This is a genomic window from Bradyrhizobium sp. SZCCHNR1053 (assembly GCF_032381235.1).
In the GTDB taxonomy this organism is placed as follows: domain Bacteria; phylum Pseudomonadota; class Alphaproteobacteria; order Rhizobiales; family Xanthobacteraceae; genus Bradyrhizobium.
Window position 1 is genome coordinate 202,391 of the sequence record NZ_JAUHJM010000004.1, and the last position, 24,043, is coordinate 226,433.

Here is a 24,043-nt window from a genome sequence, read left to right on the forward strand (position 1 = left end):
AAAAAATAAAGGCGACGAAGCCTCAGACCGCGCAGCGATCGCTGGGCGGACGAGAAGGGCCGGTGTGTCGGCCACGCCGATCGCTCGGCCTTGAGCCGAGGCAGTGAACTCGCCCGAGCTGGCAGATCGCCTGGCGCCCCCAAGTTGCGCCCTCGAGCGAAGATGGCCCATATCCATCACGGGCAGACGTGTCTGACGGATCAGACAGCCTTGCCTATTCTTCGTTCGCTGCGATCGATTCCATCAAGGATACCAGCTGACGTTGTACCGTCTGGTCCTTGATCTTGCTGTAGGCGCGCAGCAACCGCAGGCTGAAGGCGCTGTCCAGGAACAGGAGGCTCTCGACCTCACGGGCCTTGCTGTCGCCGTCGTAGAAGAACGTCACGGGCACGTCGAGCGCGGTGGCGATCTGCTGCAGACGCGCAGCGCCGACCCGGTTGACGCCCTTCTCGTACTTCTGGACCTGCTGGAAGCTCACGCCGAGCTTCTCGCCGAGCTCAGCCTGCGAGATCTTCTGCTCTACACGCCGCAGGCGAATCCGCTTGCCGAGCTCGATGTCGGGCTTGCCCGCACTGCGCTGCTTCATTTTCTTTGCCGCTGATTTGTTCATACTGATTTTACCGTCCTTCCATCGGAAAGCCCCCGAAAAGATGGGTCAGGGGTTCACCCATATATACTGTTTTAAGTTGCTGTGGATGGATGAATTCGTCTTTAAACCACGGGTATTTGCCAGGGTTAAAGGCCTCCACCAGCCAGTCGATCATGTGACGCACCCTAGGGATGCGTCCAGTGGTGGCATGGTAAGACAGCCAGATGTCGTAGGACCACTTGAGATCAACCTCAAGCGGTATGATCTTCCCGCCCAGGGCACTCGCGTAGGTTGGGAAGACTCCGATACCGGCGCCGTGCGCCACCGCCCAGTAATTGGCGCTCGAGACATTGGTGGTCATCGCGATCAGGTCCCGCTGCTCAAAACCGGGAAAGATGGTGGCGAAGGCGGCGTTGGCGGCGGCTTCGTCCGCCACCTGCAGAACCAAGCGATGTTTGACGAGATCGTCAATCGTCTTTGGGATGCCAAATATCTCCAGATATTTCTCGCTCGCAAAGCACATCAGGTGCATGCGGCCGAGCCGGACCAGCTTGACGTCGAGCGCCGCCGGCCGGGTGAGGTGGATGGCGACATCGGCCTCGTGACGCGACACATCGGCCGAGCGCATCGCGCAATAGAGGTCGACCATGACGTTGGGGAAGCTCTGCTGAAATTCGACCAGCCGGGGCGCCAGCCAGAACGTGCCGAGCCCCTCGGTCACCGCGACCCGGACCTCGCCCGACGCAGCGCCGGCGAGACCATCGCCCGCGCGCAGCAGCTCGAATGACGCGGCCTCCATGTGCTCGACGGCGGAGACCACCAGCGCGCCTTCGTCGGTCAGCCGAGCGCCGTGGACATCGCGCGTGAACAGCGTCGCGCCGATCTGCCGCTCGAAATCATCGATGCGCCGCCGTACGGCATTGATCGAGAGCGTCAGCCGCTCGGCCGCGGAGCGGAAGCTGCCGGCCCTGACAACCTCGAGGAAGATCCGCGCTGCATCCCAGTCGGTGAGACTTGCCAGCGCCGATTTGCTCATGGTTGACTTTGCCGGGGCGGCCCGGCCCGTCACAGTTCTTGCCGGCTTGCTCGCCGCTGCGCCCCTGGCGCCGCCACTCTCTCGGCTCAGTTCGATGCTCGATCCTGCCGCAGCAGACGAGTCGCCGTGCTCCCCTGGCGCCAGCGTCGCAGGGGTCTCGGCTAGGTCCTGGCGTTCCTTCTGAGGAACGCCCCGTTCCGCCGCAACGCGCATACAAGCTCTCTCCGCCTGCTAGAGTGATTCCGATAAATTACGGGCAAGACACGTTCGTGCCGTGATTTGGTTGAGCGATCGAGGGTCGATGAGTCTGCTACCTTCAGTTCTCTGCAGCATGGTCTTACCGCCAGCAGACGCGCGGTCTGACACATCATGTAGGACAAGGACACGCTTAGCGCGAGTCGAATCTAAGATCGACGGTTTTTGCCTCGACCGCAATGAAATGGTATTCGAAGATGGTCCGTTGTCATGCTATCTTGATGAACGGATCGTGGCGCTGACTCATCGAATGCCGGGAAGCGGTGGCGTGTCTTCACCCTGCGTCATGCCAGGACTGAACCGCATGGGCAAAGCGCAGGGGAGCAACGACATGACGTATTTGGAAGCCATCCGCGAGTCGGGAGTTGCTCGGCTCGATCTCGTCGCACGCTAGAACGGAAACGACGCCTGTGGCCAATTCAGACGAACAAATGCTTGCAGTGCTTGCATCCCTGGAGCAGTGCCGCGCCATGCTCGCGGCAACGGGCAATCGCGAATCGGCACATTTGGTCTCGGTTGCCATCCTCGACCTGCGTATGAAGCTGAACCGTCTGAGCGAAGACGATCTGAAATCGCTTTGCGATGAGATGGTTCAAGCTGACAATCCCGACAAGCTGCGCGATGCGAAGCTGCAGCCGGGTCAGCGCCGGCCACCGTTGCTTCGAGTGGTGAAATAGCACAGTTCGATGTGTGCACAAGGGTGCATTTAGCGCATTTGTGATATGTCGTGATCCCACAGTGAGCGCGCACCGGCTCGCAGACGAGCCGGTTGGAACGAGGCGGACACTCCCATCGCGGCGGGGGACTTCGCCAATGAGGCCCCCGATCCGGGGATGTCGGGCTCTGTCCTCGCGAAAGCCCGCAGGCGGTGATCATCGGTGACCGCCGTAACTTCGGCACGTCTGTTGCGTATTCCCGGCATCGGCGGCAAGAAGCGTCGTGCCCCGGCTTGCGCCTGGAGGGGCGTATCGCGGGACTCGCATGATCCAGAACGTATCGATTCCGGCCGCGTTCATTGCTGGCCTGGTCAGTTTTCTTTCGCCCTGCGTGCTACCGCTGGTTCCGCCTTATCTGGTCTATCTCACCGGTGCCACGATCGAGCACATCGAGAGCGAGGAGCCTCCGGCCGCGTCGCGCCGCGCCGTGATGATCTCGGCTGCACTGTTCGTGCTGGGCTTCTCGACCGTGTTCGTGATGTTGGGGGCGAGCGCTTCGCTGATCGGCGGCCTGATCCGGGCCTGGTCGGAGCAGTTGTCCATTCTCGCCGGCATCGTCATCATCGTGATGGGCCTGCACTTCCTCGGCCTGACCCGGATCGCGTTCCTGATGCGCGAAGGTCGGCTGCCGATCCCCAAGCCGGTCGGCCTGTGGGGCGCCTACGTCATGGGGCTCGCCTTCGCCTTCGGCTGGACGCCGTGCATCGGGCCGATCCTGGCGGCGATCCTCTCGATCGCAGCCGCGGAGACGACAGTCGCCAAGGGGGCCGGGCTTCTTGCCGTCTATTCCGCCGGCCTCGGCATTCCGTTCCTGGTCGCGGCGTTCATGATCGAACAGTTCTCGGCGCTGTTCATCCGCATGCGTGGCCATCTCGTGAACATCGAGCGCGCGATGGGCGTGCTGATGATCGCCACCGGCATCGGCTTTCTCACCGGCGCGGTCTCGACCTTCAGCATCTGGCTGCTCGAGACGTTCCCGGCGCTGCAGAGGTTCGGCTGACGCGGCTCAATCGTCGAGCTTGCAGGTGATGGTGTAGACCACGCCCGGTGGCAGGAAGTCGACCGTCGCCTCGCCGCCGAGCTGATCGCGCGCGCTGCGCACGATCAGGCGGGAGCCGAAGCCGCGCTGGATCGGCGCCGAGACCACCGGGCCGCCGGTTTCCTGCCACACCAGCCGCAGCCGTGCCGGCAGCTTCTTCGCCGCGTCGGCCGCGCTCGCCAGCTCCCAGGACAGGTCGACCGTGCCGGTGTCGTTGGAGAGCGCACCATACTTGGCGGCGTTGGTTGCGATCTCGTGCACGATCATCGACAGCACCACGGCGAGCCGCGGCGACAGCGCCACCTTCGGGCCGGAGATCCTGATGCGGTCGGGCGTGTTGAGGCGGTAGGGCTTGAGCACGCGCTCGATCACGTCCTGCAGCTCAGAACCCTGCCATTTCTCCTTGCTGAGCAGATTATGCGCCTCGGCGAGCGCGCCGAGCCGGCCCTCGAACTTCTCACGCTCATGGCGGCTGGCGCTGCGGAAGGTCTGCACCGCGATCGCCTGCAGGATCGCCAGCGTGTTCTTGACCCGGTGATTGAGCTCCTCGATCAGCAGGTCGTGCAGCATCTCGGCGCGCGCGATCGTCGTCGCCATCCGCACCGCAAAGGCCAGACCGATCGCCAGCATGATGCCGCCGAGCAGGCTGGTGACGGCGAGGTTGCGCCACAGCGGCGCCACAAGCGAATCCTCGGCGATGCCGGCGCCGATGGTCCATCCGGTGAGGGTGGAGTGGGTGAAGCTCGACAGCAGCGGCACGCCCTCGAGCGATACGCTCGACAGCGTCGCCTCCTGCTCGCTGCGCATGCGATCAAACACCGATGGCGAGGCCTGCTTGCCTATCGTGTCCGCCGGATTTGGCACGCGTGCGAATACGGTCGCCTTGCGGTCGAGCAGCGACAAGGTCCAGTCCGGGTTCGGCCGCTGCTTTTCCAGGATGGTCTGGAACATCTCGATCGGCGGGCTGAACGAGATGTCATAGACGACCTCGCCGTCGCGAAAGACGGGCACCTCGACGGTGACGATCAGGCTCTTCTTCACGACGCCGTAGAAAAGGTCGGAATATTGCGGCTGCCGGGTCTCGAACACGCGGCGGGTGATCTCGCGGTTGTTGCGCGTCGGCAGGTGAGCCGTATCCGTCGTCGCCGACGAGAACAGCTGGCGTCCGTTGCGGTCGGCGACCACGATCGTGCCGTTCTTGCCGTACTGCTCGAGGAAGCCCATCGCGATCGGGCGGAAGCGTTCGAAATCGCCGGTGGTCAGGGCATCGGTCAGCGCCAGCACCTGGACGCCGCCAGTCATGCGCTGCATTTCCGCATCGAGCGTCAGCCGGATGCTGCGCACCGTCTCCAGCACGCGCTGACGGGCGTCGCTGCGGTCCTGCATGTAGTTGTGCAAGACGATTCCGCCTGCGAACAGGATGAGCGGCAGCGTGGTCCCTGCGACCAGAAGAGCAAGCCGGATCGGCAGGGAGAGTTTTGGCACGGATGCCCCGTTTGAGCTGGCGCTGCTGATCGCCGTTGGGACTGACGCAGGCGGAGGTGCGTCGGGCGGAGGCGAACTTGTGCAGCGAGCGCATTTCAGGCTGGAGCGGCTGCCTCCGCAAGGGCTCGGCGGTTGCAACCGTTCACATGACTGTCAGCATAGGAGAGCACCGCGTGCACGCCAAGCGCAACGCGCGGCGATCGCCGGTTCCCTGAGCGGCTTTACCGCCACAGCGCCTCTCCTAGACGTTGCTCTCGCTGATGGCCGCATACACCATCGTGCGCAGTTCGCGGCGGATCGGATAGGCGCTCGACGGCAGCACCTGGGTCATGAAGATCGTGATCAGCTCCTCGGCCGGATCGATCCAGAACGCGGTGGAGGCCGCACCGCCCCAGGCATATTCTCCGGCGCTGCCTGGAATGAGCGTCTTGGCCGGATCCATCGTCACCGAGAAGCCGAGACCGAAGCCGATGCCGTTATAGGCTGCTTCCGCGAACATCGAGCGCGACAGCGCCGGCAGGTCGACGCCGCCCGGCAGATGGTTCGAGGTCATCAGCTTCAGCGTCTTCGGGCCGAGCAGCCTGACCCCGCCGAGCTCGCCGCCATTGACCAGCGCGCGGCAGAACGTCAGATAGTCCGCCGTGGTCGAGCACAGACCGCCGCCGCCTGAGATGAAGTCGGGCGGGCTCAAGAAAGAGCTGGTGGCGGGATCGTCCTGCAAGGTCAGGTCGCCCTTGCGATCGGCGGCGTGGAACGACAAGGCGCCGCCGGCATCGGCCGAGTAGCACGCCGCCAGCCGGTGCGCCTTCGCGGCGGGGACGTGGAAGTCGGTGTCGTTCATGCCGAGCGGATCGAAGATGCGCTCTTTCAGCACTTGCTCGAACGGCTTGTCGGCGATCTTGCCGACGAGATAGCCGACCACGTCGGTGGAGACCGAGTAGTTCCAGGCTTCCCCCGGCGAGAACTCCAGCGGAATGCGCGACAGGTCGTCGATCATCGACTGCAACGTTCCTGCCTTTTCGACCGCGCCGATCTTCGCGTCGCGATACGCGGCATCGACGTTCGAGCGCTGCTGGAAGCCGTAGGTGAGGCCGGAGGTGTGGCGCAAGAGGTCGACGATCAGCATCGGCCGCGCCGGCGGCCGGCTGACAAAGGCCGGCGCGGTGCCGGCGACGAACACGCCCAGATTCTTCCACTCCGGAATGTATTTTGCGACCGGCTCGTCGAGCGCGACCTTGCCTTCCTCGACCAGCATCATGAAGGCGACCGAGGTGATCGGCTTGGTCATCGAATAGATGCGGTAGATCGTGTCGTCCCTGACCGGGACCTTGCGCTCGACGTCGGCATAGCCGAGCGAGCTCGCATGCACGATCTTGCCGCGGCGATAGACCATCAACTGCGTCCCGGGAAAGCGGCCGGCCTCGATATAGCGCTGCCGCAGATGGACATCGATGCGATCGAGCGCGGCTTTCGACATGCCGACGGTTTCGGGCGAGGCGGGTGTCGGGGCGAGCATCGGGCGTCTCCGCTATGATCGGTTTCTGGCGGCCTGCGCGAGGATCGGCCGCACATGCCGTTTGTTCCGGGTGATAGCCGAAAAACGCGCCGCGTCCAATGGCAGGCCAGGGATGCGTCGTGTACCCTTTGCGCCGGGAGGAATTGGCAATGACACAATTCAACGAGGCCGAGCTCACGGAGGCCGTCGTCGCGAGCTTCGAAGGGACACCCGATCCGCGCGCGAAATTCCTGCTGCAGGAATTGGTGAAATCGCTGCACGATTACGTGCGCCGGACGGAGCTCACTTTCGACGAGTGGGCCGCCGCCATCGACTTTCTCACCCGCACCGGACAGACCTGCACCGCGAGCCGGCAGGAGTTCATCCTGCTGTCCGACGTGCTCGGCGTGTCGATGCTGGTCGACGCCATCAATCATCGCGACCGGGCAGGGGCGACGGAGACGACCGTGCTCGGCCCGTTCTACGTCGGCGAGCACAAGGTGACGCCCCACGGCACCGACATCTCGGCGGATCTCAAGGGCGAGAAGATGTTCGTCCAGGGACGGGTCACCGATCTGTCGGGTGCCCCGCTGGCAGGCGCCACGGTCGATGTCTGGCATGCCGACGACGAGGGCTTCTACGATTCGCAGCGGCCGTCCTACGCGAGCGATGGTCCGTCGTCGCGGGCGCGCTTCATCACCGACGCGGACGGTCGCTTTTTCTTCCGCACCATCCTGCCCTGCAGCTATCCGATCCCGACCGACGGTCCGGTGGGACAGATGATCCTGAGCACCAAACGCCATCCGATGCGGCCGGCTCATGTGCATTTCCTGGTGGACGCCAAGGGCTACGAGCCGCTGATCACCCACGTCTTCGTCGGCGGTGACGAATATCTCGACAGCGATGTCGTGTTTGGCGTCAAGAACGACCTCGTCGCCCAAGTGGAGCGGCGCAGCGACGCGGTGATGCCGGACGGTAAGCTGGCCGTCGGGCCATGGCACTTCATGACCTATGATTTCCGCATGAAGCCGGGAGCGGGCGCGGCGCCGAGACCGCTCGGCGCGATCGCGCCTGAACCCGCCTGAGCTGTGGCGGCCGGCAGGTCCGACTACCAGCCGCCGTGGCGAGCCGCGAGCAGGATGATCACTGCCATCGCGAGCAGCGCAGTCGCTGCCTTCCAGAACAGCAGCGGATTGCGCTCGATCAGGGGCGTCCGGCTGTCGCCGACATAGGCCGGATTGGGGTGCCGAAGGTCGAAGACGAATTCGGAGAGGCTCTCGTAACGTTTGGCGGCGATGGGATGGACGGCGCGTCGAAGTGCGCCATCGATCCAGAGCGGGACGGCTTGGTCATCGCCGGAGGCCGGCAGATAGCGGACCTTGCGAAACTGCGCCCGGGTTCTTGCGCGCGCCATCTGCGCGCCGTAGGGCAATCGCCCCGTCAGCATCTGGTAAGCGATGACTCCGAGTGAGAACTGATCGGACCATTCGGAGCCGCCCTCGCCGAGAAAATATTCCGGCGCCGTATACTGCTGGGTGCCGAGGATGCTGTCGTGGTCGGCAGCCGGGTCGGCCTCGATCACGCCGCTGACGCGCACCGATCCGAAATCGATGATCTTCACCGTTCGGGTCCGGTCGATCATGATGTTCTGCGGCCGCAGATCCTGGTGCAGCATTTCCTTTCGATGCAGCGCCTGCAGCCCCTTGGCGATCTGATCGATGATGTCTCTGATGGCATCGAGATCGGCTTTGGGATGGTCGATCATCCATTGCGCCAAGGTCTGGCCTTCGACGAATTCGGTGACGACGTAGAGATGATCGCGGCGCCGCGTCGATGGGAAGGCCTTCAGCACATGCGGGTTATCGATCCGCCGCGCGATCCAGTCTTCCATCAGGAACCGTTTGAGATAGGCGCCGTCGCCGCGCAGGTCGATCGAAGGCACCTTGAGGGCGACGGCGAGCTCCGTCTCGACGTCGATGGCCAGATAGATGTGGCTGCGGCTGCTGGCATGGATCTCGCGCACGATCCGGTAGCCCTCGAAGATCGTCCGCGCGTCCAGCAGCGGCGCGGGCGGCAGCTGCTCGGTCTGGACCGGGATCTCGGCGGCATCGCCGGCTCCGAGTTCGTCGATCCGCACGATCTGGATCGTGAGATTGTCCGCACTGCCCTGCGCCAGTGCCTCAGCGACGATGATGCGGGCCGCCTGATCGAGGTCGTGGGAATTCTCCTTCAACACGTTGGCGACAAAACGCTTGCCCACGTGCTCGTGAACGCCGTCCGTCGCGAGCACGAAGATGTCGCCGCGCTCGATCCGAATGGCCTGATAGTCGATTTCGACCTCGGGATTGACCCCGAGCGCACGCCCCAGATAGCTCTGCTGCGACGAGATGATGACGCGATGATCGTCGGTGAGCTGCTCGAGCGAATGGCCTGCGGGGCGATAGATGCGACAATCGCCGATATGGAAGAGATGCGCCGTGGCCGCCTTGATCACGATCGCGCTGAGCGTGCAGACATAACCTTTGTCGCGGTCATAGGCGTATTGGCTGGCCCTGGTCTGGGCGTAGAGCCAGGAATTGGCCGCGGCGATCACGCGTCGCACCGAGGTCTTCACCGACCAGGCATCCGGCGTGCAGTAATAGTCGGTCAGGAAGCTCTTGACCGCCGACTCGCTCGCAATGTGGCTGACCTCGCTGCTGCTGATCCCGTCCGCGATCGCGATCGCGATGCCCTTCAGGCTGAGCGCCGGCTCATCGGGAATCAGAGCGCCGTGGAAGTCCTGGTTGCCCGGCTTCTGCCCTTTGTCGGAATGCGCTCCGATTGTGATCCGCAATGGCATTTGGGCTGTCGGGCGAAATGAAGGGAGCCCGACCTTACCGGGGCCGGGCTCTCCGAGGGAAACGGAATCAGGCCGCGGCGCGAGCTGCGATCTTGGCATCACGCTTCGGCTGCGTCCTGATGTGGGTGGCATAGAGCGTCAGGCCGGTGAACGAGAGGCCGCCGACGAGATTGCCGAGCACGGTCGGGATCTCGTTCCAGACCAGGTAGTCCGTGATCGAGAACTTCGCATGGAGCATCAGCCCCGACGGGAACAGGAACATGTTCACCACCGAATGCTCGAACACCATGTAGAAGAAGACCAGGATCGGCATCCACATCGCCAGCACCTTGCCCGGGACCGTCGTCGAGATCATCGCACCGACCACGCCGGTGGAGACCATCCAGTTGCACAGCATGCCGCGGATGAACAGCGTCGCCATGCCGGCCGCGCCATGCGCCGCGTAGCCGAGCGTCCGGCCTTCACCGATATTGCCGATCACAGCGCCGACCTTGTCCGGCTCCTGCGTGAAGCCGAACGTGGTCACGAATGCCATCATGAAGGCTACGGTCAGCGCTCCGGCGAAATTGCCGATGAAGACAAGTCCCCAGTTGCGCAGCACGCCTGCGATGGTCGCACCCGGACGTTTGTCGATCACGGCCAGCGGCGACAGCACGAACACACCCGTCAGCAGATCGAAGCCCAGCAAATAGAGCATGCAGAAACCGACCGGAAACAACAGGGCGCCGATGAGCGGCTGGCCGGTGTTCACGTTGATGGTGACGGCAAACCAGGCCGCGAGCGCCAGGATCGCGCCCGCCATGTAGGCGCGGATGACGGTGTCGCGGGTCGACATGAAGATCTTGGACTCGCCTGCGTCCACCATCTTGGTGACGAATTCTGAAGGCGCGAGATACGACATTCAAACGTCCTTTGCTTGCTCTCGGGAGTCGATTGCGCGCTGCCTTGCGAGAGGGTCTGGCTCTCGAGGGACATCGCCACGGGCAGGCGGATCGGATGTCGAATGCGGGAAGGGCGTCACGACGACCGCGCCGAGGAGACCTCGGTCGCGTGTGCGCATCCGTCCCGGAGATCAGCGCCATCGGCGTCGACAGTCCGGCGAACCGCAGTCATCGTTGACTTGCAGAACCAGAAGCAATGCGTGTGCCAAATTTGACGCCACCGAGAAAGTCAGTGATTTCAAGCGACTGCGCTGGAGTTTCTCTGCTGCGGCTGCCTGAAAGGGCTCTTTTGGTGCCCTGATGCTCACGGAACAATCTCTCCATGCTTATTTTGTGTGCGCCGCACACAAAGTGTGCGAATCGCAAATTTTGGATGCGTCCCGCTGCCTCTGATGGATTGTTGTGCAACGCTAAAGGGTTGAATTTGCCTGACAAATCCGAATCGGCACGTTGGCACGAAGCTTGAAAGAGCGTGTCCGACGCCATCGATGCCGTCCGCGCAACCCTCATCCGAATCGTGACGCTGCCCCTTCCGAGGTCTCCTCGGAACACGCCTTTGTGCGTGGTGCAGCGACCCGCAACGGACGGCCATTCACCATCGAGCGCTCTTCAGACAAAGGACGACAGCACTCATGACGAAGACTGCCAATCCTGCTCGCCGCAACGGCCTCAGCCGTCGTCAGCTTCTCAAGGCCGGTGCCGGCACGGCCGCGCTGCTCGCTGCCGCGAAGCTGGGCTTTCCCGGCGGAGCCTTTGCCCAGGGGGCAGGGCCGGAAGTCACCAGCGCCAAGCTCGGCTTCATCGCGCTCAGCGATGCCGGCCCGCTGTTCGTCGCCAAGGACAAGGGCCTCTTTGCCAAATACGGCATGCCTGATGTCGATGTGCAGAAGCAGGCCTCATGGGGCACAACCCGCGACAATCTCGTGCTCGGCTCCGAGGGCAACGGCATCGACGGCGCGCACATCCTCACGCCGATGCCCTACCTCATCTCCTCGGGCAAGGTGACGCAGAACAACCAGCCGACGCCGATGTACATCCTGGCGCGCCTCAATCTCGATGCGCAGTGCATCTCGGTCGGCAAGGAGTACGCCGACCTGAAGCTCGGTCTCGATACCGCGCCGTTCAAGGCCGCGCTGGAGAAGAAGAAGGCCTCCGGCAAGTCCGTGAAGGCAGCGATGACCTTCCCGGGCGGCACCCACGATCTCTGGATCCGCTATTGGCTCGCCGCCGGCGGCATCGATCCCGACAAGGACATCGAGACCATCGTGGTGCCGCCGCCGCAGATGGTGGCCAACATGAAGGTCGGCACCATGGACTGCTTCTGCGTCGGCGAGCCGTGGAATGCGCAGCTCGTCAACCAGGGCATCGGCTACACCGCCGTCACGACGGGCGAGATCTGGAACAAGCATCCCGAAAAATCCTTCGCGATGCGCGCCGCCTTTGTCGACAAATATCCGAAGGCCGCGAAGGCGTTGACGATGGCGGTGATGGAAGCCCAGCAGTGGGCCGACAAGATGGAGAACAAGCAGGAGCTCGCGACCATCATGGCCAAGCGGCAGTGGATCAACTGCCCGGTCGAGGACGTCGCCGGGCGCTCGGCCGGCAAGTTCGACTACGGCACCGGCAAGGTCGTCGAGAACTCGCCGCACATCATGAAGTACTGGAGCGACTTCGCATCCTATCCATTCCAGAGCCACGATCTCTGGTTCATCACCGAGGACATCCGGTGGGGCAAGTATGAGGCCGGCTTCGACGCCAAGTCGCTGATCGCCAAGGTCAACCGCGAGGACATCTGGCGCGAGGCCGCCAAGGAGATGAACGTCGCCGCCGCCGAGATTCCGACCTCCAAGTCGCGCGGCAAGGAGACCTTCTTCGATGGCAAGGTGTTCGATCCGGAAGATCCCACCGCCTACCTGAAGTCGCTGTCGATCAAGCGCGTCGACGCCTGATCAGGACTCTCGCCGCGCGCGGAAAGCGCGCGGCCCCTCTCATTGCACGGAGAAAGGTTTCCGATGTCCATGCCAGCGTTGAGCAACGATAGTGCTCCCCAGGTCGTGCCGACCGCGGCGGCGTCCACCTCGGCGTCCATCGTAACGATGACGCCCAAACAGCCGCCGAAGGCCGAGCGCTATGTAAAGATGGCACGTGAGGCCGCGGTGCGCGTGGTGCCGCCGCTGATCGTGCTGGCGCTGTTCCTGCTGATTTGGGAGCTGGTCTGCCGCCGGGCCGGCTCGGCGCTGCCGCCGCCCTCCCGGGTCTTCAGCGACACCCGGGAGCTGATCTTCGATCCGTTCTTCGATCATGGCGGCATCGACAAGGGCTTGTTCTGGCATCTCGAAGCCAGCCTCCGGCGCGTCGCCTTCGGCTACGCGATTGCCGTCGTCGTCGGCGTCGGTGTCGGCACGCTGATCGGCCAGTCGGTGTGGGCCATGCGCGGCCTCGATCCGATCTTCCAGGTGCTGCGCACGATCCCGCCGCTCGCCTGGCTGCCGCTGTCGCTGGCGGCCTTCCGCGACGGCCAGCCGTCGGCGATCTTCGTCATCTTCATCACTTCGGTGTGGCCGATCATCATCAACACCGCGGTCGGCATCCGCAACATTCCGCAGGACTACCGCAACGTCGCCGCGGTGGTGCAGCTCAATCCGCTGGAGTTCTTCGCCAAGATCATGATCCCGGCGGCCGCGCCCTACATCTTCACCGGCCTGCGCATCGGCATCGGCCTGTCGTGGCTCGCGATCGTCGCGGCCGAGATGCTGATCGGCGGCGTCGGCATCGGCTTCTTCATCTGGGACGCGTGGAACTCCTCGCATATCAGCGAGATCATTCTCGCGCTGTTCTATGTCGGCATCATCGGCTTCGTGCTCGACCGCATGATCGCGGTGGTCGGCAAGATCGTCACCCGCGGCACTGCGACGAATTGAGAGGTAGAGATCATGGCCTATCTGAAGCTCGACCACGTCGACAAGACCTTCACCCGCGGCACCGCGACCACCGAAGTGCTGAAGGACATCAACCTCTCGATCGAGAAGGGCGAGTACGTCTCGATCATCGGCCATTCCGGCTGCGGCAAATCGACGATGCTCAACATCGTGGCGGGGCTCACCACGGCCACGACCGGAGGCGTGCTGCTGGAGGAGCGCGAAGTCAATTCGCCGGGGCCCGACCGCGCCGTGGTGTTCCAGAACCACAGCCTGCTGCCCTGGCTCACGGTCTATGAGAACGTGCGGCTCGGCGTCGACAAGGTGTTCGCCAAGACCAAGACCCGGGCCGAGCGCGATGCCTGGACCATGCACAATCTGAATCTCGTGCAGATGGCCCATGCCAAGGACAAGCGTCCGAACGAGATCTCCGGCGGCATGAAGCAGCGCGTCGGCATTGCCCGCGCGCTGGCCATGGAGCCGAAGGTCCTGCTGCTTGACGAGCCGTTCGGCGCGCTCGACGCGCTGACCCGGGCGCATCTGCAGGATTCCGTGATGGCGCTGCATCAGAAGCTCGGCAACACCATCCTGATGATCACCCACGACGTCGACGAGGCCGTGTTGCTGTCCGACCGTATCGTGATGATGACCAACGGTCCGAGCGCACGGATCGGCGAGGTGCTCGAGGTCGCGCTGCCGCGTCCGCGCAAGCGGCTCGAGCTCGCGACCAACGCCACCTACGTGAAGTGCCGCCAGCGCGTGCTGGAATTCCTCTATGAGCGCCATCGCTACGTCGAGGCGGCGTGACGATTCGAACGCGGAGGACGGATCGAACCGCCCTCCGCCTCGGGCGACTAACGGGTTCTCGTCTCCATCATCGAAGGATTTCCCATGACGCCGTCTCAGATCGAATTGGTTCAGGACAGCTTTGCCAAGGTCGCGCCGATCTCCGATCAGGCCGCGGGCATCTTCTACGATCGCTTGTTCGAGGTCGCGCCGCAGGTGCGGCCGATGTTTCCAGACGATCTCACCGAGCAGCGCAAGAAGCTGATGGCGACGCTGGCGGTCGTCGTGAATGGATTGGCGAACTTGCCTGCGATCCTGCCGGCAGCAAGCGCGCTGGCCAAGCGCCACGTCGATTATGGTGCCAAGCCCGAGCACTATCCGGTGGTCGGCTCTGCGCTGCTGTGGACCCTGGAAAAGGGGCTCGGCGAGGCCTGGACGCCCGAGGTCGCCGAGGCCTGGACCGCGGCCTATGGCACGCTGTCCGGCTTCATGATCGCGGAAGCCTACGGCAAGGCGCAGGCGGCGGAGTAGACGTCTTGAGTGAACCGCTCGTCATCGTCGGCAATGGCATGGCCGCTGCAAAGCTGGCCGAGGAGCTGTCGCAGACCGCGCTCGGCCGCTACGCGATCGCCGTCATCGGCGAGGAGCCGCGTCTGGCGTACAACCGCGTGCTGCTGTCGTCGGTGCTGGCCGGCGAGGCTGCGTCCCACGAGATCGAGCTCAAGCCAGCCACCTGGTGGCGCGAGCGCGGCGTGACGCTGAAATACGGTGCGCGCGTGACCGCCATCGATGTCGGCCGCCGCGAGCTCCAGATCGAGAACGACGAGAACGTGGCGTTCTCGCGCCTGGTCCTGGCCACCGGCTCGCTGCCGCTGCGGCTTCCCGTGCCAGGCGCCGATCTGCCGGGCGTGCACACGTTCCGCGACAGCCGGGACACCGACGTGCTGTTGGCGCTGGCGGCGAGGAAGGGGCGCGTGGTGGTCGTCGGCGGCGGCCTGCTCGGGTTGGAAGCGGCCTATGGCCTGGCGCGTGCCGGCGCCAGGGTGACGCTGTTGCATCTGATGGACAGGCTGATGGAGCGGCAGCTCGATGCGCCGGCGGCCGCGTTGCTGAAGGCGCTGGTGGCGCGCAAGGGGATCGAGGTTCTGCTCAATGCCAGCACCGCGGCCATCCATGGGGACGGGCGGGTCGAAGGAGTCGAACTGGCCGATGGACGGCGCCTCGCCACCGACGCCGTGATCTTCGCGGCCGGAATCCGGCCGAACGTTGCGCTGGCGAAAGAGGCGGGGCTCGCCGTCAACCGCGGCATCGTCGTCGATGACGCCATGCAGACCTCGGCCCCCGGCATCTTCGCGCTCGGCGAATGCGCCGAGCATCGCGGCACCTGTTATGGGCTGGTCGAGCCGGCCTACGAGCAGGCCCGGGTGCTGGCGCGGCATCTGGCCGGCCGCCAGGCGGCCTATGGCGGCAGCGTCGTGTCGACCAACTTGAAAGTGTCCGGCGTATCCGTGTTCTCGGCGGGCGACTTCATCGGCGCCGAGGGCAGCGAGGCGATCGTGCTCAACGATGCCAAACGCGGCATCTACAAGAAGCTCGTCATCACGGAGGGGCGCCTCACCGGCGCCGTGCTGATCGGTGAGACTCAGGACGCGTTGTGGTATCGCGAGCTGATCCGGAGCCGCGAGCCGGTTGCAGCGATCCGGACGGCGATGATGTTCGGCCGCGCGGGCGCGCGGCCGCAGGCAGCGTGAGAAGGGGCCACGCACGACGATGACGACGGTCGATCCGAAGCTGCTGACGGTGCGCACTGCGTGTCCTTACTGTGGTGTCGGTTGTGGCGTGCTCGCCACGCCCGACGGCCGCGGCGGCGCTGCCATCTCCGGCGATCCGATGCATCCCGCCAATCTCGGCCGGCTTTGCTCCAAGGGCTCGGCGCTCGGCGAGACGCTCGGGCTCGAGAGCCGGCTGCTGTACCCGATGATCCGCTGCAAGGGCGGCATGCAGCGGGTGGCGTGGAGCGATGCACTCGATCACGTCGCGACCCGCCTGAAGCACATCGTCGCCCGCGACGGCGAGGATGCGGTGGCGTTCTATCTCTCCGGCCAGATGCTGACCGAGGACTATTACGTCGCCAACAAGCTGATGAAAGGCTTTCTCGGCTCGGCCAATGTCGACACCAACTCGCGGCTGTGCATGGCCTCGTCGGTCGCCGGCCACCGCCGCGCCTTCGGCGCCGACACCGTGCCCGGCACCTACGAGGATCTCGATCAGGCCGATCTGCTGGTCTTCGTGGGCAGCAATGCCGCCTGGTGCCATCCGGTGCTGTATCAGCGCATGCTGGCCAACAAGCAGACGCGCGGCGCCAGGTTCGTGGTCATCGATCCACGTCGCACCGACACGTCGAGCGAAGCCGATCTGTTCCTGGGATTGAAGCCTGGCACTGATGCGGCGCTGTTCTCCGGCCTGCTGGTGCATCTCGCCGACAGCGGTGCGCTCGATCACGACTACATCAACGCTCACACCAGCGGCTTCGACGAGACCCTGGCGCGCGCCCGCAGCCTCGCCGGCAGCGCGGGCGCGACCGCGCTCGCCACCGGCCTGTCCGAGGTCGACGTCGTCGCCTTCTTCAAGCTGTTCCGCGATACTCCCAAGGTCGTCACCCTCTATTCGCAGGGCGTCAACCAGTCGGCGCAGGGCACCGACAAGGTCAACGCGATCCTCAACTGCCATCTCGCGACAGCGCGCATCGGCAAGCCGGGCATGGGGCCGTTCTCGCTGACCGGCCAGCCCAATGCGATGGGCGGCCGCGAGGTCGGCGGGCTCGCCAATCAGCTCGCCGCCCATATGGGCTTCACGCCGCCAGACATCGACCGCGTCCGCCGCTTCTGGAAGGCCAAGGACATCGCCACCCATGAGGGTCTCAAGGCGGTGCAGATGTTCGAGGCGATCGCGCGCGGCGAGATCAAGGCGCTGTGGGTGATCGGCACCAATCCGGCGGTGTCGCTGCCGGACGCCGATCTGGTCCGCGCCGCGCTCAAGAAGCTCGAGCTGTTCGTCGTGTCCGAGAACGTCCGCTCCAACGACACCGTCGATGCCGGCGTCCACGTGCTGCTGCCGGCGCAGGCCTGGGGCGAGAAGTCGGGCACCGTCACCAACTCCGAGCGCCGCATCTCGCGGCAGCGCGCCTTCCTGGCGCCGGCCGGCGAGGCCATGCCGGACTGGTGGATCCTGAGCGAGGTCGGCAAACGGCTCGGCCACGCGGGCGCCTTCAACTACAACTCTGCGGCCGACGTGTTCCGCGAGCATGCGGCATTGTCGGCGTTCGAGAACGACGGCACGCGCGATTTCGACATCGGCGCGCTGGCCTCGCTCACTGACGACGAATACGAGACGATGGCGCCGGTGCAATGGCCGGCGCGCGCGGGCAAGCCGCCCGAGCCGCGCTTTTTCGCCGACGGCGCCTTCTTCACCAACGACAGCAAAGCGCGCTTCGTCGCGCCGGAAGTGCCGGCGCTGCGCGGTGAGACCACCGCCGCCCGCCCGCTGCGCCTGAACACCGGGCGCATCCGCGACCAGTGGCACACGATGACGCGCACGGGCTTGAGCCCGCGGCTATCAGCGCATCTGCCGGAGCCGTTCGTCGAGGTGCATCCGGACGACGCGCTGAAATGCGGCCTGATGCATGACGGCTTCGCCAAGGTGACGACCGAGCACGGCCAGTGCATCCTCAAGGTCGTGGTCAGCGAGCGCCAGCAGCGCGGCATGCTGTTCGCGCCGATCCATTGGAATGCCACCAACTCATCGCATGGCCGCGTCGGCGCGCTGGTCGCCTCCCACACCGATCCGTTCTCCGGCCAGCCCGAGGCCAAGGCGACCCCGGCTGCGATCAGTTCTTATGAGTACGTATTCCGCGGCTTCATCCTGTCGCGCAACGAGCTCACGCTGCCGTCCAACCTGTGGTGGGCGCGCGCGACGGTGCAGGGCGGCTTGGGCTATCTGTTCGCCGATAACGGCGATCTGTCGCGCTGGCCGGCCTGGTTCAAGGCGCGCGCCACCGACGATGTCACGGACTACATGGATGTCGGCGGCGGCGTCTATCGCGCCGCGTCGTTCGCCGGCGATCGCATCGAAACCTGTCTCTTCGTCGGCCCCGGCCATGATGCCGGCGACTGGAACGTCGTGAAGACGATGTTCGCCGCCGATCGCCTCGACGACGACCAGCGCCGCGTGCTGCTGTCCGGCCGCGCGCCCGACGGCGTCGGCGGCGGCCCGATCGTCTGCGCCTGCTTCGGCGTCGGCCGCGACACCATCTGCGACGCCATCGCCGGCGGCGCGCGCACGCCCGCCGCCATCGGTGCGCAGCTCAAGGCTGGCACCAATTGCGGCTCGTGCATTCCCGAGATGAAGCGGCTGATCGCGCAGACGGCCACGGACGCCCCGCCGATCGCGGCGGCGAGCTAGCCGAGAACACTGTCATTCCGGGGCGAGGCCAACGGCGTCGAACCCGGAATCTCGACATGGTGGAAATGAAACAGCGCAAGACAAGCTCGGGATTCCGGGTTCGACGCTGACGCGTCGCCCCGGAATGACGTGGGTGTGGAGGCGCGTCAGATGCCTTGAGCAGGGAGGGCACCCAATCGACGTCGTGCGGCTCATCCACTATGCTCCCGCGCATGAAGCACAAGACATTCGGAACCGGCGGGGCCAGCGTCTCCGTCATCGGGCAGGGCACCTGGTATCTCGACCAAGCCGATCGCAGCCGCGCCATCGCCACGTTGCGGCGCGGCCTCGATCTCGGCATGAGCCACATCGATACCGCGGAGATGTATGGCGATGCCGAGCTGGTCATCGCCGAGGCCATCGCCGGCCGGCGCGACGAGGTGTTCCTGGTCTCGAAGGTGCTGCCGAGCAACGCCTCGCGCAAGGGCACCATCACCGCCTGCGAGCGCTCGCTGAAGCGGCTGAAGACCGATCGGCTCGACTGCTATCTCCTGCACTGGCCGGGCTCCTATCCGCTCGCGGAGACGGTGGCGGCGTTCGAGGAGCTCAAGGCCGCCGGCAAGATCGCGTCGTGGGGCGTCAGCAATTTCGACGTCGACGATCTCGATGAACTGCTGAAGGTCGCAGGCGAGGGCAAGATCGCCTGCAACCAGGTGCTCTATCATCTGCAGGAGCGCGCCATCGAGCACGCGGTGATCCCGTGGTGCGGTCAGCATGGCGTCGCCGTCGTCGCCTATTCGCCGTTCGGCCATGACGACTTTCCGGACCGCCGCAGCGCCGGCGGCGAGGTGCTGCAGCGCATCGCGGAGCAGCATGGCGCAACGCCGCGCCAGATCGCGCTCGCCTTCCTGACACGGGCGTCGTCGCTGTTCGCGATCCCCAAGGCGTCGCGGCCCGAGCATGCCGAGCAGAATGCCGCGGCCGGCGACATCGAGCTGACCGCGGCCGAGATCGCCGCGATCGATCGCGCCTTTCCGCGCGGGCCGAAGCCGCGCGGGCTGCCCATGCTGTAGTGCAGCATCACGGAAAATTACGGATGTTTGCTACCCCGGCGCGTAGCAACGCATAAGTGCTGCCCGCTTCGATGGGTTGTCGCGGCGTCGCGATTGGCGTCTTGTCGCCTCTCACCGAATCGTCCCCGTTCCAAAACTTCCGAGTTCGACCGTGACCCCGCCACCGAGTGCGGCCGCAGCCGCGCGCCTCGACGACGTGCCGACCTCCCTGCAGGAGAAGCCGCAGGCCACGCGCAAGCGCGCGCCTGCGCGGGCCGACCGGCCGTTCCGCGGCATCGCCCTGATCCTGCTGTCGACGGTGTTCCTCGGCACCTCGGACGTCACAGCGAAATATCTCTCGAAGACGCTGCCCTCGATCGAGATCACCTGGATCCGCTTCGTCATATTCGCGGCGATCATGGTGCCGGCGATGATCCCGGGCTCGCCGCTGTTCGCGATGCGCACCGAGCGGCTCAAGTTCCAACTGCTGCGCGGCGTTGCGCTGCTCGGCTCGTCGCTGATGTTCATCACCGGTTTACGCTATCTGCCGATCGCCGAGGCTTCCGCCACCGGCTTCGTCGCGCCGCTGTTCGTCACCGCGCTGTCGATCGTGTTCCTCAGCGAGAAGGTCGGCCTGCGCCGCTGGATCGCGACCGCGGTCGGGTTGTTTGGGGTGCTGATCATTCTCCGCCCCGGCACCGGCGCGTTCCATCTCGCTGCCTTGTTCCCGATCGCCTCGGCTTTCGCCTGGGCCTGCACGCTGATCATGACGCGGATGATGAGCGGCCGAGAGCACGCCATCACGATCATGACCTATTCGTCGATCGCCGGCCTCTGCGTGCTCACGGCAATCGTGCCGTTCGTCTGGACCACGCCGTCCTGGCAGGACATCGGCTTCGGCGTGCTGGTCGGCGTCGCCTCGACCATGGGGCAGTGGATCGTCGTGCTGGCGTTCCGCTATGCCGACGCCTCGGTGCTGGCGCCGTTCTCCTACACCCAGCTGCTGTGGGTCAGCATCCTCGGCTTCCTGGTGTTCGGCGAGGTGCCGGACGTCTGGACCATCGTCGGTGCCGCCTTCATCGTCTCCAGCGGCCTCTACACCGCCCATCGCGAGCGCGTCCGCCGCTCGCAACTGCTGCAGGTCGCCGGCGAGAGCTCGCCGAATCCGTGAGCCCTCGCTCGCGCATCCCTGGCGAATACGGGGGTGTGAATTTTTGGGCGGATGCGTTGCGCGATCGCCACAACCGGTGCGAAACGCGTAATGATCTGAAATCATTGGAAAAACGCATTCGCATCCCGTCCCGACCACCAAGTCTGAGCTGCTAGGTCTTGGACTGCACGAGACCGTGCAGAGCAGGGCTTGGGAGCGTCGGAGTGGGGATGTCGGGCGACAACACGGCTGACCGGGCTGTCCGCTGGCGGGTTGGCGGATTGGTGCTCGTGGTCGGGCTCGGGCTGGCGACGGCCGCGCAGGCGCAAACCGACTACACCTGGGGCGGTCCCGGCGCCACGACGACGACCTCCGACTACAATCTCTCGACCAACTGGGAGACCCCGCCGGCCGGCGCGCCGCCCGCATCGGGCGGCCAGGAGGCGCTGTTCGGGGCCACCGGCGCATCGACCATCACGGTCACGGCGCCGATCAATCCGGATTCCTGGATCTTCCTCAGCAACGCCCAGTCCTATTCGATCGGCGGCGCCGACGTGAATTTCGGCGTCGCCGGCTCCGGCTGGGGCTTCATCAACAACGCCAATTCCGGCCAGACCATCACCATCGGCAACAACCTCGGCGAGACCGTTGCCGGCGTGCGCGCCGAATTGCTCGGCAACAGCACCACCATCCTGCTCGGCACCAATTCCTACTCCGGCGGCACCTTCATCGGCAGCGTCGCGACCCTGCAGCTCGGCGATGCTACCCACACCGCCCGGATCGTCGGCGACGTGTCGAATTTCGGCATCTTCAACATCGTCAGGGCCGACACGTCCGGCATCGTCTCGCTCACCAATGATGGCGGCACCACCAACTTCCTCGGTGCGAGCTCCGCCGGCACGATGACGATCGTGAACCAGTCGATCGCCACGACCGCGTTCGGTGTCGCCGGCGGCACGGACACGGCCACGGCCGGCAACGCCGTGATCACCAACCATCAGGGCCGCACGCTGTTCAACGCCAATACCAGCGCCGGCAACGCGACGATCACGAACGCCACGTTCAGCATGCTGGCGTTTGTCAATGCCGCCACGGCCGCCAATGCGGTCATCACCAATGGCGGCAATTCCTACGTGATGTTCGGGATCGGCTTCGGCAGCGACACCCCGTCGGCCGGCAATGCCACCATCACCAACAACATGAACGGCCAGGTCCAGTTCAACGCCCATTCCACCGCGGCGAACGCGACCGTCACCACCAATGACGGCGGCTCGACGCTGTTCTTCGATCACGCCAGCGCCGGCTCCGCCACGATCATCACCAATGATGGTGGCCGCACGCGCTTCCTCGACAATACGACCGGCGGCACCGCCCAGTTCGTCACCAATGGCACCGGCGTGGTCGATTTCTCCGGTAGCACGGGTGTCAATGGCGACGGCCGCATCACCGCCGGCTCGCTGGCGGGCTCCGGCAACTACTACATCGGCGCCTTCAACACGCTGGTGGTCGGCGGCAACAATCTCTCCACCGAGGTCTCCGGCGTGATCGGCGACACCGATCCTTGCGGGTGCGGCACCATCGGCCCAGGCTCGCTGACCAAGGTCGGCAGCGGCAAGCTGACATTGTCCGGCGTCAATACCTACACCGGCACGACCACGATCGACGGCGGCATCCTCGCCGTGAACGGCTCGATCGCCAGCAGCAATGTCGTGGTGAATTCCGGCGGCGCGCTCGGCGGCAACGGCATCGTCGGCAGCACGCTCATCAACGGCGGCGCACTCGCGCCGGGCAATTCGATCGGGCTGCTCACCGTGCAGGGCAACCTCGTGTTCACGACGGCTGCGAGCTACATGGTCGAGGTATCCCCGGCCAATGCCGACCGGGTCAACGTGACGGGAACGGCGACGCTCGGCGGCGCCACCGTGCAGGCGAGTTTCGCGCCTGGTAGCTACGTCAACAAGCAGTACACGATCGTCAATGCGACCGGCGGCGTCAGTGGCACCTTCAATGCGCTGGTCAACACCAACCTGCCGGCCAATTTCACTTCTCGTCTGAGCTACGACGCCAACAACGTCTATCTGAACCTGACGCTTGGCTCGACCGGCACCAACAACACCAACCAGCAGAACGTCACGGACACCACGACCGGCTATTTCAACCGCACCGGCGGCATTCCGCTCGCCTTCGGCGCGCTGACCCCGGCCGGCCTGACGCAGGTCTCCGGCGAGATCGCCACCGCTCCGCAGCAGGCGATGTTCGACTCGATGAAGATCTTTCTTGGCCTGATGACCGATCCTTTCGTCGCCGGTCACAGCGCGAACGCATCTAGTCCGGCTGCGGCGTTCGCCGACGCAGGGCGGGGCGCCGCGCCGCGCGATGCCTTCGCGCGCATGCCGGTGAAGGCCACACCGGCCCAGCGCTTCGATGAGCGCTGGAGCACCTGGGCCGCGCCGTTCGGCGGCGGCTCGTTCACCGATGGCAACGCCGCGCTCGGCTCGAACAACGTCACGATCCGCGAGGTCGGCTTGGCCGCTGGCGCCGATTACATCGTGTCGCCGAGCTGGCTGGCCGGCTTCGCGCTGTCCGGCGGCGGCACCAGCTTCGGCGTCAATGGCGGCGGCAGCGGCCGCTCCGACCTGTTCCAGGCTGGCGCCTTCGCCCGCTATCGCAACGGCCCGAATTATCTTGCCGCCGCGCTCGCCTATGGCTGGCACGACGTGACCACCGACCGCACCGTGACGGTCGCCGGCGTCGACCAGCTCCGTGGCCGCTTCATCGCCTCGGCCTATTCGGCTCGCCTCGAGGCCGGCCGCCGCTATGCCACGCCGTGGGGCGGGATCACGCCCTATCTCGGCGGACAGGCGACGGCTTACGTGCTACCGTCCTATGCCGAGCAGGTGCTCTCCGGCGCCGGCACCTTCGCGCTGACCTATGCCGGCAAGACTGTCACCGATGCGCGCACCGAGCTCGGCGCGCGCGTCGATCGGTCGTTTGCGCTCGCCGACGGCGTGCTGTCGCTGCGCAGCCGCGCCGCCTGGGCGCACAATTTCAACCCGGATCGCACCATGACCGCCGGCTTCCAGCTGCTCCCGGGCACGAGTTTCGTCATCAACGGCGCTGCGCAGTCGCGCGACCTTGCGCTGACCACGGCCTCGGCCGAAATGGCCTGGCGCAACGGCTGGTCGGCGGCTGCGACCTTCGAGGGCGAGTTCTCGACCATCAGCCGCTCCTATGCCGGCAAGGGCGTGGTGCGCTACAGCTGGTGATCGCGCGACGTCGTGTGGCTTGGAGCCGGCGTGCAC

At 65.3% G+C, this 24,043-nt stretch carries 19 protein-coding genes; 12 read left to right on the plus strand and 7 right to left on the minus strand.

Features of this window, described 5'->3' with window-relative positions; translation table 11 throughout:
- Positions 1-214: 214 nt before the first annotated feature.
- Positions 215-610 (minus strand): helix-turn-helix domain-containing protein, encoded by a 396-nt coding sequence (locus QX051_RS13000; protein WP_015668220.1) that lies wholly within the window; start codon positions 608-610, stop codon positions 215-217.
- 7 nt (positions 611-617) lie between these two features.
- Positions 618-1,838 (minus strand): LysR family transcriptional regulator, encoded by a 1,221-nt coding sequence (locus QX051_RS13005; protein WP_315776390.1) that lies wholly within the window; start codon positions 1,836-1,838, stop codon positions 618-620.
- Positions 1,839-2,245: 407 nt separating this feature from the next.
- Here QX051_RS13005 and QX051_RS13010 point away from each other — a divergent pair, with 407 nt between their 5' ends.
- Positions 2,246-2,557: a hypothetical protein gene (locus QX051_RS13010; RefSeq protein WP_315758505.1), complete on the plus strand. Its 312-nt coding sequence runs from the start codon at positions 2,246-2,248 to the stop codon at positions 2,555-2,557.
- Positions 2,558-2,861: 304 nt separating this feature from the next.
- Complete coding sequence (locus QX051_RS13015; RefSeq protein ID WP_315758506.1) at positions 2,862-3,596, plus strand: cytochrome c biogenesis CcdA family protein; 735 nt, start codon at positions 2,862-2,864, stop codon at positions 3,594-3,596.
- 6 nt (positions 3,597-3,602) lie between these two features.
- On the opposite strand, the gene QX051_RS13020 is transcribed toward QX051_RS13015, so the two are convergent.
- The gene (locus QX051_RS13020; RefSeq protein WP_315776391.1) at positions 3,603-5,120 is read right to left on the minus strand and encodes a sensor histidine kinase; all 1,518 of its coding nucleotides are present in this window, start codon (positions 5,118-5,120) and stop codon (positions 3,603-3,605) included.
- Positions 5,121-5,361: 241 nt separating this feature from the next.
- The gene (locus QX051_RS13025) at positions 5,362-6,636 is read right to left on the minus strand and encodes a serine hydrolase domain-containing protein (protein ID WP_315776392.1); all 1,275 of its coding nucleotides are present in this window, start codon (positions 6,634-6,636) and stop codon (positions 5,362-5,364) included.
- Between the two features lie 149 nt (positions 6,637-6,785).
- On the opposite strand from QX051_RS13025, the gene QX051_RS13030 reads away from it, so the two are divergent.
- Complete coding sequence (locus tag QX051_RS13030; protein ID WP_315737165.1) at positions 6,786-7,700, plus strand: intradiol ring-cleavage dioxygenase; 915 nt, start codon at positions 6,786-6,788, stop codon at positions 7,698-7,700.
- A 23-nt stretch (positions 7,701-7,723) separates the two neighbouring features.
- Here the strand turns inward: QX051_RS13030 and QX051_RS13035 are convergent, their stop codons facing one another.
- From QX051_RS13035 to QX051_RS13045, 3 genes are all read right to left on the minus strand, one after another.
- Positions 7,724-9,454 (minus strand): bifunctional protein-serine/threonine kinase/phosphatase, encoded by a 1,731-nt coding sequence (locus tag QX051_RS13035; protein WP_315776393.1) that lies wholly within the window; start codon positions 9,452-9,454, stop codon positions 7,724-7,726.
- Positions 9,455-9,521: 67 nt separating this feature from the next.
- On the minus strand, positions 9,522-10,355 hold the full coding sequence (locus tag QX051_RS13040) for a formate/nitrite transporter family protein (protein ID WP_315776394.1): 834 nt from the start codon (positions 10,353-10,355) through the stop codon (positions 9,522-9,524).
- 208 nt (positions 10,356-10,563) lie between these two features.
- Entirely contained in the window at positions 10,564-10,881 is a 318-nt protein-coding gene (locus QX051_RS13045; RefSeq protein ID WP_315776395.1) for a hypothetical protein, read from the minus strand.
- Positions 10,882-11,027: 146 nt separating this feature from the next.
- Here QX051_RS13045 and QX051_RS13050 point away from each other — a divergent pair, with 146 nt between their 5' ends.
- From QX051_RS13050 to QX051_RS13090, 9 genes are all read left to right on the plus strand, one after another.
- A complete protein-coding gene (locus tag QX051_RS13050; RefSeq protein WP_315776396.1) occupies positions 11,028-12,344 on the plus strand; it encodes a CmpA/NrtA family ABC transporter substrate-binding protein in 1,317 nt (438 codons plus the stop codon).
- A 63-nt stretch (positions 12,345-12,407) separates the two neighbouring features.
- A complete protein-coding gene (gene ntrB / locus QX051_RS13055) occupies positions 12,408-13,316 on the plus strand; it encodes a nitrate ABC transporter permease (RefSeq protein ID WP_315737170.1) in 909 nt (302 codons plus the stop codon).
- A gap of 12 nt (positions 13,317-13,328) precedes the next feature.
- Positions 13,329-14,120, plus strand: a complete 792-nt coding sequence (locus tag QX051_RS13060; RefSeq protein ID WP_315737171.1) for an ABC transporter ATP-binding protein — start codon at positions 13,329-13,331, stop codon at positions 14,118-14,120.
- Between the two features lie 84 nt (positions 14,121-14,204).
- The gene (locus tag QX051_RS13065; protein WP_315776397.1) at positions 14,205-14,630 is read left to right on the plus strand and encodes a globin family protein; all 426 of its coding nucleotides are present in this window, start codon (positions 14,205-14,207) and stop codon (positions 14,628-14,630) included.
- Between the two features lie 5 nt (positions 14,631-14,635).
- Complete coding sequence (locus QX051_RS13070) at positions 14,636-15,850, plus strand: NAD(P)/FAD-dependent oxidoreductase (RefSeq protein WP_315776398.1); 1,215 nt, start codon at positions 14,636-14,638, stop codon at positions 15,848-15,850.
- Between the two features lie 19 nt (positions 15,851-15,869).
- Positions 15,870-18,560 carry a molybdopterin-dependent oxidoreductase gene (locus QX051_RS13075; RefSeq protein ID WP_315776399.1) on the plus strand — a complete coding sequence of 897 codons (2,691 nt, stop codon included), beginning with the start codon at positions 15,870-15,872 and terminating at the stop codon, positions 18,558-18,560.
- Positions 18,561-18,772: 212 nt separating this feature from the next.
- Positions 18,773-19,612 (plus strand): aldo/keto reductase, encoded by an 840-nt coding sequence (locus tag QX051_RS13080; protein WP_315776400.1) that lies wholly within the window; start codon positions 18,773-18,775, stop codon positions 19,610-19,612.
- Between the two features lie 196 nt (positions 19,613-19,808).
- On the plus strand, positions 19,809-20,762 hold the full coding sequence (locus QX051_RS13085) for a DMT family transporter (protein WP_315776544.1): 954 nt from the start codon (positions 19,809-19,811) through the stop codon (positions 20,760-20,762).
- Positions 20,763-20,971: 209 nt separating this feature from the next.
- On the plus strand, positions 20,972-24,007 hold the full coding sequence (locus QX051_RS13090; RefSeq protein ID WP_315776401.1) for an autotransporter domain-containing protein: 3,036 nt from the start codon (positions 20,972-20,974) through the stop codon (positions 24,005-24,007).
- Positions 24,008-24,043 lie beyond the last annotated feature (36 nt).

Excerpts from the sequence above, each read along its gene's own strand:
- QX051_RS13075 (WP_315776399.1), top strand. The coding sequence starts at position 15,870 with ATGACGACGGTCGATCCGAAGCTGCTGACGGTGCGCACTGCGTGTCCT.
- QX051_RS13050 (WP_315776396.1), top strand. The coding sequence starts at position 11,028 with ATGACGAAGACTGCCAATCCTGCTCGCCGCAACGGCCTCAGCCGTCGT.
- QX051_RS13065 (WP_315776397.1), top strand. The coding sequence starts at position 14,205 with ATGACGCCGTCTCAGATCGAATTGGTTCAGGACAGCTTTGCCAAGGTC.
- QX051_RS13025 (WP_315776392.1), bottom strand. The coding sequence starts at position 6,636 with ATGCTCGCCCCGACACCCGCCTCGCCCGAAACCGTCGGCATGTCGAAA.
- QX051_RS13000 (WP_015668220.1), bottom strand. The coding sequence starts at position 610 with ATGAACAAATCAGCGGCAAAGAAAATGAAGCAGCGCAGTGCGGGCAAG.
- QX051_RS13035 (WP_315776393.1), bottom strand. The coding sequence starts at position 9,454 with ATGCCATTGCGGATCACAATCGGAGCGCATTCCGACAAAGGGCAGAAG.
- ntrB (WP_315737170.1), top strand. The coding sequence starts at position 12,408 with ATGTCCATGCCAGCGTTGAGCAACGATAGTGCTCCCCAGGTCGTGCCG.
- QX051_RS13090 (WP_315776401.1), top strand. The coding sequence starts at position 20,972 with ATGTCGGGCGACAACACGGCTGACCGGGCTGTCCGCTGGCGGGTTGGC.
- QX051_RS13045 (WP_315776395.1), bottom strand. The coding sequence starts at position 10,881 with ATGGCGTCGGACACGCTCTTTCAAGCTTCGTGCCAACGTGCCGATTCG.
- QX051_RS13080 (WP_315776400.1), top strand. The coding sequence starts at position 18,773 with ATGAAGCACAAGACATTCGGAACCGGCGGGGCCAGCGTCTCCGTCATC.
- QX051_RS13060 (WP_315737171.1), top strand. The coding sequence starts at position 13,329 with ATGGCCTATCTGAAGCTCGACCACGTCGACAAGACCTTCACCCGCGGC.
- QX051_RS13005 (WP_315776390.1), bottom strand. The coding sequence starts at position 1,838 with ATGCGCGTTGCGGCGGAACGGGGCGTTCCTCAGAAGGAACGCCAGGAC.
- QX051_RS13040 (WP_315776394.1), bottom strand. The coding sequence starts at position 10,355 with ATGTCGTATCTCGCGCCTTCAGAATTCGTCACCAAGATGGTGGACGCA.
- QX051_RS13015 (WP_315758506.1), top strand. The coding sequence starts at position 2,862 with ATGATCCAGAACGTATCGATTCCGGCCGCGTTCATTGCTGGCCTGGTC.
- QX051_RS13030 (WP_315737165.1), top strand. The coding sequence starts at position 6,786 with ATGACACAATTCAACGAGGCCGAGCTCACGGAGGCCGTCGTCGCGAGC.